Genomic DNA, 12,521 nt, shown 5'->3' with positions numbered 1-12,521 from the left:
AGGCCCCTGCATCATGTCGAAACTAGGATTCCAATTCCTCGATAACCGGTTCAGTGCCCAGGCTGTGTTACGCTGGGCCCGCGCCGCGCGTCAGGCGGACAAGACAGAACTGTCCGTCCTGCGTCGTCAGCGCACCCGGGCGCGGGCGCTGAAAACCCATCTTGACCGGCTTATTCACCGCGCGGACGAACGGCTTGCGCTGCCGATGATCGGGGCCACCGGCTTTCCGAAACCTCACAATGCGGACTGGGCGTGGCGGCCCGATCTGTGGCGCGGGCCGCTGCCGACCCCCGGGCTTAGCTCTGTTCAAAGCAAGAGCGCGATTGGCGACGGTGTGGCGCTGTTTCATGACTGCGACAGGTCCGAGCTGACCCTGCGCCAGTTGCGCAACCTGCGCGAAGCGGACCTTGCGCCATACGGTTTGCGGCTCGACGTTTTCAAGTTCGACGGGACCTTTCTGTCGCTGGTCGTCGATCTGCCGGAAGCGGCGACCGATGGCCTGAAGCGCAAGCATCTTTTGCGGATGGATGTCATCGTGGAGATGGAGCATCCGCTGGAGATCTTTGCCCGTCTCAACATCAAGAGCGGGCCCAACACTGAGCAATTGGTGCGCGAACTGCCATTGGACGACGACACCATCGCGGTGGAGTTTGATCTGGCCTATACCAACCTTAACGAAAAACGGGTCGATGCCGCGTGGATCGACATCATCTTTGAATCACCAGAGATGAACCAGGTGGTCCTGCGCGATCTCACCTTCTCGCGCCGCCCGCGCGCCCAGTTGTAAAGGACACCGAGTGATGAGCGCGCTTGAACTGACCAAGACCCGCATGAAGGAAGGTGTCTGGGAAGGGATACTGACGACGTCGGACCCCGATGACCCCCAGATCATCGTCACCCATGAGGGGCGTGCGGTCGACGGTGTTGCCCTGACGCATGACCCCGACGCGGGACACTGGGTTGTGCAGGTGCCGATCCCGATGGCGGCGATTGCGGACGGGGTGCAGACGCTGATCATTCAAGATGCGCGCGCGCAGTCCAGCATCGGCCATGTGACCCTGATCGCGGGGGAGGCCCTGGGCGATGATATCCGGGCCGAGATGGATTTGCTGCGCGCGGAGCTCGACATGCTTAAACGGGCGTTCCGACGGCACTGTCTGGAAACGGCCTGAGTGCCTGTGATGCCACTGGCGGTATGTGGCGTCCGGAGATTTGCGGCGGGCCTGACGGTTTTGCGCCTGTTTGTCAGATCGACTTTATCGACCCGCCATCGATGCGAATTTTTGATCCTGTGACATAGCCTGCGCGTTCGGACGCCAGAAAAGTCACGACATCTGCAAATTCCTCGGGTTTGCCGTATCGGCCTGCCGGGATCGTGGCGCGTGATTTTGCGGCGACCTCTGCCACGTCGGTGTCTGTCCGCTTGGCCGCCGCAGCGTCCAGTTCGTCCACCCGTTGGGTGTGTATCCGGCCCGGCATCACCACATTGACGGTAATTCCGTCCGCGGCGACCTCGTTCGCCAGCGTCTTGGACCAGCCCACGACCGCCGAGCGAATGCCATTTGACAGGGCCAGATTGGGAATTGGTTGCTCCACGCCTGATGAGGTGATCGAGATGATTCGCCCCCAGCCGCGCTCTTTCATCTTTGGCAAAAGGCGTGCGTTCATGTGGAACAGATTGGCTGCCATGGCCTCAAAATGCGTGAGCCATGCCGCCCGGTCTGCGGTCAGCGCGGCCCCCGGAGGCGGACCACCGCCATTATTCACGATGATGTCCACGCCCCCATCGGCAAGCAGATCGTCAACGGCGCGATCGACCTGTGTGATCTCGCCCAGATCCAGTTTAACCGGGTGCAGGGTGTCGCTGTTCGAGGCATAGTCCGAAATCTTGTCGACGCTGCGTGCGGCCGCAAAGACGGTCACCCCTTCCGCCGCCAGTCCTTGAGCAATGGCCTTGCCCAGCCCGCGACTGGCACCCAGCACCAGCGCCCGTTTTCCTGTAATGCCCAGATCCATTAGCTCAATTCCTTCAATCTATGTTCCTGTCTGTCGATCAACGCATCGACTTCGGCCTTGCTGTGGGCCGAAAGGGCGGCGCCCGGTTTGCGCAGGGTGTCATGTGCGATGACCCCGCGTTTGGCGAGCGTATATTTGCGGATCGCGAGCCCCATGCCCGGTTGTTGTTCGAACCGTGCGAGCGGCAGATATGCATCGAAAATATCCCGCGCGCGCGCGATGTCGCCCGTGGTATAATCCGCGACGACGCGCGCCATCATTTCGGGGTAGGCAAAACCGGTCATCGCACCGTCAGCGCCGCGGGCCATTTCCTCGGGCAGAAACAGGCCACCGTTGCCGCACAGGATTGAAATGCGCCGGTTCAGCACGCCGTCTTTCCGCAGATAAGAGATTTTTTCCAGGCCCGGCCAATCCTCGTGCTTGAGACATACGCAGGTTGGCAAGTCGTTCATGATGCGGGCGATCACGGAAGCGGCGATCTGGACACCGGTCGCCAGCGGAAAGTCCTGAAGCACAAAGGGCACGTCGCCGATCAACTCTGCCACCTGATGATAATAGGCCACGATCTGGTCGTCCGTGCGCAGCCCGCCGGGTGGGGCCACCATCACGCCCGCCGCACCGATATCCATCACCATCCGGGTCAGTGCATCGATCTGTGCAAATCCGGGCGCGGACACGCCGACGACCACTGGCACGCGCCCGTTCACCCGGGCAAGAATACGTGCCACCACGTCGCGAGATTCGTCTACCGTCAGCTTGGGGGCCTCGCCCATCATGCCCAGAACGGTCAGGCCGGTCGCCCCGGTCTCAAGGTAGAAATCCACCATCCGGTCGCAGCTTTCCATGTCGATGCGCCCGTCAGGGTGAAAGGGCGTGACTGCGATCACGAATACCCCGGCAGCTGTCGTTGTGAGTTCGGTCATCTTTTGTCCTATCGGGTATGTTCAAGGGCCACGCGGCCAATCGCCATCGCCGTTGCGGCCTGGCACGGCTCGACCACGGGCAGGCCCAGATGATTTTCAAGGTCAGTGCGAAAGGCGGTCATGCCTGCACAGCCAAGGATGAGGACATCCGCCATCGCGGTATCGCGCAGGGTGCCGCCCACTTGTTTGAGGCGCTCGAATGTGCGGTCTTCGTCGGCAAGCTCCAACACGCCCAGTTCGAGGGGCTGATCCCCTGCGAGCCGGTCCATGACGCCCATCGCGCCGACATACCGCATGTGTCGCGGAATGCTTGCCGACAGGATCGAGATGATGCCAAACCGCTGGCCCAGCGTCATCGCTGTCAGGATCGATGCCTCTGCAATGCCAAGGACAGGACAGGCGGATTGTTCACGAAGCGCGGCAAGGCCGGGGTCGGAATAACACGCGACGACAAAGGCGCTGGCACGGTCCTGGAGGTCTGCGCAATGGGCCAGCATCGGCCCCACGACGCCGTCTACATGCGCCTGGGTTTCGATGCCCGGCGGACCCTCGTGCAGGGTGCGGGCCTCAATCGGCACCGGGCTTGCGGCGCGCATGGGATCGACCGCGCGGTTGATGCCATCGGTCACGTGCTGGCTGCTGTTGGGGTTGATCACAAATATCGTCATGCGTCGTGCCTTTCTGCGCCCCAGAAATCTGGTGGCAGCAACAGATCATCTGCTGCACCGATCCTGTCAATCATCTGAGCGGCCTGTACTGCGGCATCTTTCAGGATCGCTGCCTCGTTCACCTGGACAGCGCGTTTGTCTTCCAACACCATTTTTCCACCGACCATGACGTTGGTGACGTCATTGCCATTGGCAAAGCACACCAGACGGTGCACCGCCATATTGGGGGGGGAAAGGTGCGGGCGGCGCAGATCCACCGTGACGATGTCTGCACGTTTTCCGGTTTCCAGCGATCCGATTTCATGCGCGCGCCCAAGCCCGTGCGCTGCGCCGATTGTGCACATCTCAAGGGCCTTGCCGATTGGCAGAACGGATGCATCCCTGAAGTACGTACGGTGATAGTGCATGGCTTGTTGCATGTGGCGGAACATATCGGCGGAACGGTCCGGAGCCGTCGCATCAGAGCCCAAGGCGACAGTTGCGCCCGCCGCCATCATCTCAATCGCGGGACAGCGCCCCATGATTGAGGCATTTGCCGATGGATTGTGTGCGATTTTCGTATCGGTCTGCGCCACCAGCGCGATCTCGTCCTCGTGCAGATCAATGCAATGCGACAGCAGTGTTTCGGGCCCCAGCAGACCAAGCGCATCGGCCCGCCGGACAGAGCCGCGCCAGTGTCCGTCCTGGGTGAACACAAGGCCCCGGTCACGGGCAAACTGCCGCACGGTCTGTGCCTGCGTGCAAGCAGCGGCATAGTCATCCGGCGTCATGTCACGCTCGTGTTCGTCGCGCAGAACCGGGTAGAGCATCGCGATTTGAATGCGCCCAGCGTGGGTATCGTGCCATTGGTCGGCGATGTGCTGGCAGGTTTTCATCTGCTGTTCGAATGTGACGGGATAGGTCTGACGCTGACCGTCTTTCCAGTCGGCATAGATGCGCGGATGCGGCGCGCGGGTGGGTCCCACCGCCACGACGCTTCTGGTGCCGACCTCAAGCACACCGTCGCAATGGGCAGCCGCATGGGCCGGATCGTCTGTGCGCATGATCGTGTCGCCACCCCCCAGCAGCGACACGCCCGTGGTCACCCCAAACCGCAACCGTTCCAGCGCGGCAAGGCGGGCTTCGGCGTACCAGAATTCGGGTGGGGAGGCCTGGGTATACACCTCTCCGCAGATATCCTCCCAGCGGTCGCCGGTGTGCATGCCGATGGATTTGACCAAGGCATGACCGGCGTGCGCATGTACGTCGATAAGGCCCGGTATGACCACGTGATCCGTGGCGTCCACCGTGCGGCTGGCCACAACCCTATCGCGCAAGGTGTCGGCGGTGTCGACGGCGACGATGCGGCCGTCATCCACGGCGATGGCACCGTCATTGATCACCCTGCGGGCGGGGTCCATCGTGACGATCGTGCCGCCAAGGATCAGCGTATCAGCCTTCATGGAGCCCCCCGAAACGACGGCAGGCGAGGCACGTCAATCACCCCGTCCACCGGCATGGTGAAGTCCGGGTGCAAACCAGCCAGGCCAATCACCCGAACCGGATTATACAATGTCAGCCAGGCCGGGTCTTCTTGCAGCAGTGCATAAGCCGCGGCCCAGAGTGCTGCGCGCGCGGCGCGGTCTGTGGTGACGCGCCCCCGGTCGATCAGCGCCTCGATCCGGGGATTTACGTACCCCTGCCACCACGCGCCCGCCACGCGTGAATCGATCTTTTCGAAGAGGACGCGGTAGGTGCTCATCGGGCTTGAATCGAACACGCACATGTCACGAATTTCCTTGCGGCGGACCATGTGCGCATAGTCTTCGCGTTCGGGATGGATGTGCACGGTCAACGAGATGCCCACCGTCGAAAGCTGGTCAGCGAGGGCCGCGGTCAGGCGCTGAGCCTCATCCGGCAGTCGTGTGGGGCAGTCGACGTCCAGTGTCAGCCCCTTTGCATATCCTGCCTGTGTCAGAAGTTCGCGCGCGCGCGCTCGGTCCATTTGTGCGCCTGCGCCCTGCCCCGCGCCAAAATGATGTGGGCTTACAAAACCGTGCAATGGCTGCGCTGCACCGTGCATCACCGTCTCGACAATCTCTTGACGGTCGACCGCCAGACTGAGCGCGCGACGCACCCGGGGATCTGTCAGGGGTCCGTGGGCCGCATTCAGCAGGTAAATGATCGCCACGGGTGAAAGGTAGGTATGGCGTCCCGCACCCAAGGCGCGGGACACCTCAAAATCCAGTGCATTCGCGATCTGTACCTTGCCCTGCTGCAACTGCGCCAGACGGTCGTCTGCCTTGGGCACCAGCCGCCAGGTGATATCGGCATTTTCCGGGGTACCGGCGAAATGAGCAGCGGTGCGTGTTGCGGTGATTTCACATTTGGATACTGATGCCAGCCGATAGGGCCCGGTTCCGCAGTGCGCGGTGTGATCACCCCCGTCCAGTGCTGCAAACACCGACGGTGCAACGATGAAACCCTGTTCCAGTACATCCAGCAGATCGGCCATCGGTGCAGCAAGGGTCACACGCAGGGTTGACGTGTCGGTCGCATCCAGCACCGCATGCCCCAGAAACTGCCGCCAGACAGCAGGGGAGCCAAGAGTATATCCCTTGTCTTCGCGTGCCATCCGCTCAAGGTTGAGCGCAACAGCGGCGGCATCGCATGGGGTACCGTCATGAAAGAAGACGTCTGGTTGCAGATGAAACGTCCAGGTCTTTGCATCCGCAGAGACGTGCCAGTCCTGAGCCAGATGGGGGACAAAGTCCTGCCCAGTGCGGCGCACCAGCGTGTCGTATATCGCGTGCAGGATTGTCAGCTCGTCGCTGGCGTCGGTGCAGTCGTGGGGATCGTGAAGGCCCAAGCGGGCCTGCGCTATGACCGTCATCGGGTATCCCTTTCGGGCGCGTCAATGAGGTGACAGGCCACGGACTGTCCGTCACCGACATCCTGCAATTGCGGGCGCTCTTGTGCGCACTTTTTCCACGCAAAGGGACAGCGGGTGCGAAAGCAACAACCTGAGGGCAGATCAAGTGCTGAGGGCACTTCACCGGTCAGCACGATTTCTTCGATGTCCCGCTTGGCCTTGACGCTGGGCGCTGCGGACAACAATGCACGGGTATAGGGGTGGCGCGGCCGGGCAAAAAGCACGTCGCGCGGTGCGTTTTCGACCATGAAGCCCAGATACATGACGCCGACCTTGTCCGCGATGTGATGCACGACGGACAGATCGTGGCTGATGAAAAGGTAGGCTAGACCGAATTCGTCCCGCAGGTCTTTCATCAGGTTCAGGATCTGCGCCTGAATGGAGACATCGAGCGCCGAGACCGGTTCATCGGCAATGATCAGACCGGGTGTGACAGACAGCGCGCGCGCGATCCCGATGCGCTGGCGCTGGCCGCCGGAAAACTGGTGCGGATAGCGGCCCGCGTGTTCAGCGTTCAGACCGACACGGGCCAGCAGTCGGGCGATCTTTTCGGGTACCGCCGCGCGTTCCTGCGCTATCTTCGTCTGTTCAAGCAGGGGTTCAGCCACGATATCGCGCACCCGCTGGCGCGGATTGAGCGAGGCATAGGGATCCTGAAAGATCATCTGCATCCGGGCACGAACCGGCAGCATCTGGGCAAATCCAAAGTTTGCGATATCCTTGCCGTCGATGCGGATCTTGCCCTTGGTCGGCTCGTAGATGCGGGCGATGGTTTTGGCCACTGTGGATTTGCCACAGCCGCTTTCGCCGACCAGCGCCATGATTTCGCCCTGCGCGATGCTGAGGCTGACACCGTTCACCGCGTGCACGATCGGCTTTTCAAGCCGGATACCTTTGGCATCCAGTTTCAGCCGGTCAAGAAGGCCTCCGCCGACGGCAAAATGCATCTCCAGATCGCGAACATCGAGCACGGGCGCCTGCGTCATAGCCGTTCTCCGGGGTGTAGCGGAAAGTGGCAGGCTGCCATCAAACCGTTGTGCTGAGGGGTCAGAGGAGGTTCCTTTTGGGCGCACAGGGCCTGGGCCCGTGGGCAGCGGTCGCGAAAGTTGCAGCCCTGTGGCAGGTTGCGGATGTCGGGCACGGAGCCGGGGATCTGGCTGAGGCGGTCCAGCCGTTCTGACGTATCTGGGATGCTGTCGATCAGACCACGGGTATAGGGATGTGCCGGGGTTTCGATCAAATCCCGCGTGGCGCCGCGTTCCACCACATTGCCGCAATACAAAACGGTGATGTGATCCGCCATTTCGGACACGACCGCCAGGTCGTGGGTGATCAGTATCATCGAAGCGCCCTTGTCGGCGATCTGCGCGCGCATCAGCTTGAGGATCTGACTTTGGATCGTGACGTCAAGCGCCGTGGTTGGTTCATCGGCGATAATGAGCTTTGGATTGGCGAGCATGGCGATGGCGATCACTACGCGCTGCCGCATGCCGCCCGAAAACTGGTGCGGATAGGCCTTGAGCCGCTCTGCCGCGCGGCTGATACCGACGCTTTCCAGCATGTCGACACAGGCCTTGTGCCGCGCGTCCGCGCGCAGATCACTGTGCAGACGCAAGACCTCGTCCATCTGGCGCCCCACGGTGTGTAGCGGATTGAGCGACGTCATCGGGTCCTGAAAGACCATCGAAATCTCGCGCCCGCGCACATGGCGCAGATGGTCTTCTCCTGCGGTGACCAGGTCGCGCCCTTCCAGCAGGATCTCGCCCCCTTCGATCTTGCCGGGGCTGTCGATCAGGCCAAGGATCGAAAACCCGACCACGGACTTGCCCCCACCGCTTTCCCCGACGAGGCCCATCACTTCGCCCTGTCCGATTTCAAAACTGACACCATCAACGGCGCGGACCGTGCCGGAAAACGTGTGGAAATAGGTGCGCAGATTACGCACCGTGAGCAGGGCTGTATTGGCGGCGTCTTTCATCATTTCAGCCTCGGGTTCAGTTCATCGCGCAGAAAGTCGCCGAAAAGATTGATGCCGAAAACCAGCATCATGATCGCCACACCGGGGAACACGGATGTCCACCACAGGCCGCTGAAAAGCACATCAAAGCCGTTCTTGATCAGCAGGCCCAGAGAGGGCTGCGTGATCGGCACGCCGACGCCCAGAAAGCTGAGCGAAGCTTCGATCAGCACGAAGGTTCCGACCTGAATGGTTGCGATGACGATGAGCGGGGTCAGCACGTTGGGCAACACATGCTTGCGGATGATCTTGTGGTTTGGCAGGCCCGCGACCCGGGCGGCCTGAACATATTCCTTTTCGATCTCTGACAGGGTCGAGCCGCGTACGGTTCGGGCGTAGACCACCCAACCCACCGCTGTCAGAGCGATCAGCACCTTGTCCACGCCCGTGCCCACCGCAGACATCAGGAAAAGGGCAATCAGGATCGACGGGAACGACAGCTGAACATCGGCGATCCGCATGATGACGCTGTCCACGATGCCCCCGTAGAAGCCCGCGATGAGACCCAGCAATGTCCCGATCACGCAGGACGCGATCATCGCAACCAATCCGATGAAGACAGATATGCGTGCGCCATAGAGGATTGATGCCCAGACATCCCTGCCCTGCCCGTCCGTTCCCAGCCAAAACCGCGGATCGCCCCCGTCGAGCCACACAGGCGGCTTGTAGCTGTCCATCAGGTCAAGCGAGGCAATGTCGTACGGGTTCTGGGCCACAAGAAACGGGCCGGCGATGACGGCAAAGGCGAACAGGGCCATCAGCGTGCTGCCGATGATGGCCGAACTGCTGCGGGTATAGTTGTGAAAGAACTCACTGTTGAGAAACGTTGTCATGCCAGCCCCGTCATTTCAGCGTGATGCGCGGGTCGATCAGCGTATAGACGATGTCGACGAGGAAATTGATCACCACAAAGATCAGCGCCACCAGCATGAGGTACACGACGATCACGGGGCGGTCTGCCCGGTAGATGCTGTCGATCAGCAGCTTGCCCATGCCGGGCCAGGAAAAAATCGTTTCAGTGATCGTGGCAAAGGCGATGAGATCGCCCAGCTGCAGGCCAAAGATCGTGACAACCGGGATCAGCGCGTTCTTGAGCCCGTGTTTATACAAGACGTCCCTGCGCGTTGCCCCTTTTGCGCGGGCAAATTTCATGTAGTCCTGGCGGCTGACTTCCATCATCCCGGCGCGGGTCATGCGCAGCAGGATCGCCATTGTCCCAAGCGACAGGGTGATCGCGGGCAAGGCAATGTGGTGCCACCCGTCGCGTGTCAGAAGGCTGACCCGGAGACCGAATATTTCAGCTGTGTCGCCTCTGCCCGATGAGGGGAAAACGCCCCAGTGTACGGCGAAGAGGTAGATCAGCACCATGCCGACCCAAAAGCCCGGCAGGGAAATGCCCAGCAGCGAACTGGCCATGATGATACGGCTCAGGCGGCTGTTGGGATTGGCCCCGGCATAGACCCCCAGCGGAATGGCAACCACAACCGCCAGCGCCATTGCCACAAGCACCATTTCGACTGTTGCAGGCATGCGTTCCAGGATCAGCGTCATCGCAGGCTGGCGAAACACGTAGGAGCGGCCAAAATCGCCCTGCAACAGGCTGGTCAGAAATTTCCAGTATTGCACCAACAGCGATTGATCGAGGCCAAGCAGCCTGCGCGCCTGTGCAATCTCTGCATCTGTCGCATCAATTGGCACGACCATGAACACCGGATCGCCGGTAAAGCTCATCATCAGGAAAACGATGACCGAGACGACCCAGAGCACCAGCAACATCTGGATCAGGCGTTTAATCAGATAGCCGAACATTGCGCGGGATCAGTCTTTCATGGCGTCAGGAAGGCCCCGGCAGCATGTGCCGCCGGGGCCGCAGAATTTAGTCGACATCCATGTCATAGGCCCAGATGAACTTGTCCACCCGTGGCTCAAGCGTGACGCCTTTGCGCGCGGCATAGATATCCTGCTCGTAATGGACAGGGATCATCGGCACTTCCGCCATCAGGATCTTGGTGGCTTCCTGCAGATACTGGTCACGCTCTTCGATGCTGGGCGTGGCGTCGGCCTTGTCTACCAAAGCATCCATTTCTGCGTTGGAGTAGGAGCCGCGGTTGACCTGACCGTACCCCTCTTTCTTGTCGCGGGTGTAGAACAACGCGCCGTACATGGATCCTGCATCACCGGCCGGCACGTCCCAGCCGCTCATGATGAAGCTGGAATTGTCAGTGGGCACGCGGATGTAGCCCCAGAAGTTTGACTTGGGCATGATGTTCAGCTCAAGCGTGACACCGATCTTGGCAAGCATGGATGCAAGCGCCTGCGCAATCTGAGCATCGTTTACGTAGCGGTTGTTGGTGGCATCCAGCGTCATGGTGAACCCGTCGGGGTGTCCTGCCTCAGCCAGCAGCGATTTCGCCTTTTCAATGTCGAGCGGATACATCTCGCGGAAGTTCATCCCGTCTACATACCCGATGTGCGAGGACGGCACATACTGATCGCTGGGCGTGGCCAGACCGTTCATGACGATCTTGTTGATCGCATCAACGTCGATGGCGTGGGCAATTGCCTGACGCACGCGGACATCCGTCATCGGGTTGTCGCCCTCGATGGTGGGGGATTGTGGCCGCATGTCCATCGCCAGAACCACGTTCAACAGGCTAGGCCGGGTCAGAACGTTGAAATCACCCTCTTGCTTGACGCGTTCCACGTCGCGCACGGCAAGATCCTGGATCACGTCCACCTCACCGGTGAGCAGCGCGGCGGTGCGTGTCGCAGGGTTGGTGATCGGGCGGAAGGTGACCTCTTTGATCACCGGCGCACCGGCCCAATAGTCATCAAAGGCCGCAAGCGTCAGTTTCTCTTCCTTGATCCATTCTACCAGCTTGTAAGGACCGGTGCCCATTGGCTTGAGGTCCATCTGCGCATCGCCGGTTTCGGTTGTGTATTCTTCATCCAGGATAAGCAATTCGGCCAGATCGTTGGGCAGAACCGCATAGGGTTGCGGTGTCTTGATTTCGATCGTTGTCGCGTCAATGGCCGTGATTTCAGCGATATTCGCAACCAGATCGGGGCGGATCGACTCGCGGGCCTTGTTGACAGTGAACACCACGTCTTCGGCGGTGAAGGCGTTGCCATTATGGAACGTGACACCCTCGCGCAGTTTGAAACGCCACGTCACGTCGTCGATGTTTTCCCAGCTTTCGGCAAGGCCGGGACCGAAAGACAGGTCAGCACTGCGTTTCACCAGAGGGTCATACAGGTGGTAATACATGATGTTCGAGGACAGCTCTTCGCCGGCCAGCGGGTAGAGGTGGCTGGGATCCGACGTCAGCCCGATAGTGACGGACTTGTCCTGCGCTGTGGCGGTCGTGGCGGCCATGATCGCCACCCCGATTGCCCCGGCGCGCAGCGCTGATTGAGATAGATATTTCATTGCAAACTCCCTTGCTGTTGTGATGATGCCCGGACGTTGCCCGACCGCGGCAGTTGGTGATGGGGATCAGTGCCCCGGCTTCGCGGTCTGCACTTCGATCTGATATCCTTCGGGATCGTCCATAACGAAGGCGCGGATCCCAAGTTCTGCGCTGTCGAACATGTCGCTTAGTCCCGGCACGTCGTTCGCCTGCGCCCATGCGTACCATGCGTCAACATCAGGCACCCGCAGACACAGCTGCACGGTCTTTTCCGCGCGCCACTTCTTCATGCCGCGTGCCTCATCGACAAGGCCGACATGCGCCTGACCGTCGATGCGATAAATCTTGGACCACCCCTGATCGATGGCCAGCGTCAGGCCCAAGATATCTTCGTAGAACGTCATCGCACGGGGCAGATCGCGGTAATACTGAAAGGTGATTGCAAGAACGATCCCGTCGTCTGGTCGCTGGGCAGCCGTTACTGACATAAATTCTCTCGTCTCGGTAAAGTGGTATGCAGATGGTATACACGCTGCATGCCAAGTCAACTGAGACATTGCAAGTCGTCGCGTCAAT

Annotated in this window: 13 protein-coding genes; 2 read left to right on the top strand and 11 right to left on the bottom strand. The window is 60.6% G+C overall.

The genetic code is table 11. The features are described from left to right. Positions 1-13 precede the first annotated feature (13 nt). Together H9Q16_RS16840 and H9Q16_RS16835 are read left to right on the top strand one after the other, a co-directional pair. The gene (locus tag H9Q16_RS16840; RefSeq protein WP_191076569.1) at positions 14-787 is read left to right on the top strand and encodes a DUF6478 family protein; all 774 of its coding nucleotides are present in this window, start codon (positions 14-16) and stop codon (positions 785-787) included. Between the two features lie 13 nt (positions 788-800). Next, the gene (locus tag H9Q16_RS16835; RefSeq protein WP_191076568.1) at positions 801-1,172 is read left to right on the top strand and encodes a hypothetical protein; all 372 of its coding nucleotides are present in this window, start codon (positions 801-803) and stop codon (positions 1,170-1,172) included. 73 nt (positions 1,173-1,245) lie between these two features. On the opposite strand, the gene H9Q16_RS16830 is transcribed toward H9Q16_RS16835, so the two are convergent. From H9Q16_RS16830 to H9Q16_RS16780, 11 genes are all read right to left on the bottom strand, one after another. Further along, a complete protein-coding gene (locus H9Q16_RS16830) occupies positions 1,246-2,016 on the bottom strand; it encodes an SDR family oxidoreductase (protein ID WP_191076567.1) in 771 nt (256 codons plus the stop codon). Further along, positions 2,016-2,939 (bottom strand): dihydrodipicolinate synthase family protein, encoded by a 924-nt coding sequence (locus H9Q16_RS16825; protein WP_191076566.1) that lies wholly within the window; start codon positions 2,937-2,939, stop codon positions 2,016-2,018. The genes H9Q16_RS16830 and H9Q16_RS16825 overlap by 1 nt, the downstream gene beginning before the upstream one ends. Positions 2,940-2,947: 8 nt before the next feature. Next, the gene (locus H9Q16_RS16820) at positions 2,948-3,607 is read right to left on the bottom strand and encodes an aspartate/glutamate racemase family protein (protein ID WP_191076565.1); all 660 of its coding nucleotides are present in this window, start codon (positions 3,605-3,607) and stop codon (positions 2,948-2,950) included. Then, positions 3,604-5,049, bottom strand: coding sequence for an amidohydrolase family protein (locus H9Q16_RS16815; protein WP_191076564.1), 1,446 nt, complete (start codon positions 5,047-5,049; stop codon positions 3,604-3,606). Before H9Q16_RS16815 ends, H9Q16_RS16820 begins: the two co-directional genes overlap by 4 nt. After that, entirely contained in the window at positions 5,046-6,479 is a 1,434-nt protein-coding gene (locus H9Q16_RS16810; protein WP_191076563.1) for an ABC transporter substrate-binding protein, read from the bottom strand. Before H9Q16_RS16810 ends, H9Q16_RS16815 begins: the two co-directional genes overlap by 4 nt. Next, entirely contained in the window at positions 6,476-7,504 is a 1,029-nt protein-coding gene (locus tag H9Q16_RS16805) for an ABC transporter ATP-binding protein (protein ID WP_191076562.1), read from the bottom strand. The genes H9Q16_RS16810 and H9Q16_RS16805 overlap by 4 nt, the downstream gene beginning before the upstream one ends. After that, the gene (locus tag H9Q16_RS16800) at positions 7,501-8,499 is read right to left on the bottom strand and encodes an ABC transporter ATP-binding protein (RefSeq protein ID WP_246455786.1); all 999 of its coding nucleotides are present in this window, start codon (positions 8,497-8,499) and stop codon (positions 7,501-7,503) included. Before H9Q16_RS16800 ends, H9Q16_RS16805 begins: the two co-directional genes overlap by 4 nt. Further along, positions 8,496-9,368, bottom strand: a complete 873-nt coding sequence (locus H9Q16_RS16795; protein ID WP_191076561.1) for an ABC transporter permease — start codon at positions 9,366-9,368, stop codon at positions 8,496-8,498. The genes H9Q16_RS16800 and H9Q16_RS16795 overlap by 4 nt, the downstream gene beginning before the upstream one ends. A gap of 10 nt (positions 9,369-9,378) precedes the next feature. After that, on the bottom strand, positions 9,379-10,344 hold the full coding sequence (locus H9Q16_RS16790) for an ABC transporter permease (RefSeq protein ID WP_191076560.1): 966 nt from the start codon (positions 10,342-10,344) through the stop codon (positions 9,379-9,381). 67 nt (positions 10,345-10,411) lie between these two features. After that, a complete protein-coding gene (locus H9Q16_RS16785) occupies positions 10,412-11,965 on the bottom strand; it encodes an ABC transporter substrate-binding protein (protein WP_191076559.1) in 1,554 nt (517 codons plus the stop codon). Positions 11,966-12,031: 66 nt separating this feature from the next. Beyond that, a complete protein-coding gene (locus tag H9Q16_RS16780; RefSeq protein WP_191076558.1) occupies positions 12,032-12,433 on the bottom strand; it encodes a VOC family protein in 402 nt (133 codons plus the stop codon). Between the last annotated feature and the right edge of the window lie 88 nt (positions 12,434-12,521).

Origin of the sequence: Sulfitobacter aestuariivivens (assembly GCF_014763045.1) — a bacterium.
Taxonomy (GTDB): domain Bacteria; phylum Pseudomonadota; class Alphaproteobacteria; order Rhodobacterales; family Rhodobacteraceae; genus Sulfitobacter; species Sulfitobacter aestuariivivens.
The sequence above is the reverse complement of the archived record's forward strand: the minus strand, read 5'-3'. Positions and strand labels throughout refer to the sequence as shown.

Bases quoted from the DNA above. Each gene is read 5' to 3' on its own strand.
- H9Q16_RS16840 (WP_191076569.1), top strand. From the start codon at position 14: ATGTCGAAACTAGGATTCCAATTCCTCGATAACCGGTTCAGTGCCCAG.
- H9Q16_RS16835 (WP_191076568.1), top strand. From the start codon at position 801: ATGAGCGCGCTTGAACTGACCAAGACCCGCATGAAGGAAGGTGTCTGG.
- H9Q16_RS16830 (WP_191076567.1), bottom strand. From the start codon at position 2,016: ATGGATCTGGGCATTACAGGAAAACGGGCGCTGGTGCTGGGTGCCAGT.
- H9Q16_RS16825 (WP_191076566.1), bottom strand. From the start codon at position 2,939: ATGACCGAACTCACAACGACAGCTGCCGGGGTATTCGTGATCGCAGTC.
- H9Q16_RS16820 (WP_191076565.1), bottom strand. From the start codon at position 3,607: ATGACGATATTTGTGATCAACCCCAACAGCAGCCAGCACGTGACCGAT.
- H9Q16_RS16815 (WP_191076564.1), bottom strand. From the start codon at position 5,049: ATGAAGGCTGATACGCTGATCCTTGGCGGCACGATCGTCACGATGGAC.
- H9Q16_RS16810 (WP_191076563.1), bottom strand. From the start codon at position 6,479: ATGACGGTCATAGCGCAGGCCCGCTTGGGCCTTCACGATCCCCACGAC.
- H9Q16_RS16805 (WP_191076562.1), bottom strand. From the start codon at position 7,504: ATGACGCAGGCGCCCGTGCTCGATGTTCGCGATCTGGAGATGCATTTT.
- H9Q16_RS16800 (WP_246455786.1), bottom strand. From the start codon at position 8,499: ATGATGAAAGACGCCGCCAATACAGCCCTGCTCACGGTGCGTAATCTG.
- H9Q16_RS16795 (WP_191076561.1), bottom strand. From the start codon at position 9,368: ATGACAACGTTTCTCAACAGTGAGTTCTTTCACAACTATACCCGCAGC.
- H9Q16_RS16790 (WP_191076560.1), bottom strand. From the start codon at position 10,344: ATGTTCGGCTATCTGATTAAACGCCTGATCCAGATGTTGCTGGTGCTC.
- H9Q16_RS16785 (WP_191076559.1), bottom strand. From the start codon at position 11,965: ATGAAATATCTATCTCAATCAGCGCTGCGCGCCGGGGCAATCGGGGTG.
- H9Q16_RS16780 (WP_191076558.1), bottom strand. From the start codon at position 12,433: ATGTCAGTAACGGCTGCCCAGCGACCAGACGACGGGATCGTTCTTGCA.